Source organism: Biformimicrobium ophioploci (assembly GCF_030270605.1).
Taxonomy (GTDB): Bacteria; Pseudomonadota; Gammaproteobacteria; order Pseudomonadales; family Cellvibrionaceae; genus Biformimicrobium; species Biformimicrobium ophioploci.
Map to the genome: position 1 here is coordinate 1 of NZ_BSYJ01000032.1, position 259 is coordinate 259.

1 protein-coding gene is annotated in these 259 nt (G+C 40.9%); it reads left to right on the forward strand.

Annotated elements, in window-relative coordinates; all coding sequences use genetic code 11:
* Window positions 1-11: 11 nt before the first annotated feature.
* Window positions 12-259: hypothetical protein (locus QSJ80_RS15605; RefSeq protein ID WP_285765391.1), on the forward strand; the 248-nt coding region annotated here is incomplete at its 3' end.

Below are 259 nucleotides of genomic sequence, written 5' to 3' on the forward strand. Positions count from 1 at the left end.
AGCCAGGCGTTATGAGTTTATTGAAATCTAAGATGTACTGGCCGGTATTGGGATGCTTGTTCGGTATTGTTGTTGTCGCTACATCTCCAAATAGTAATATCACTATTTTTGGTGCGGCATCAGCATGGTACTTAGGATTTGGCGTGATACGAGATTTCTGTTTAGGCAACGAAATCAATTTTGGGTGGGCAAGAGTTTCAAGCCGTTCTAGCTCACTTGAGAGAATGAGTTTTTTAGTGATTGCTCTAGCTGTAATATC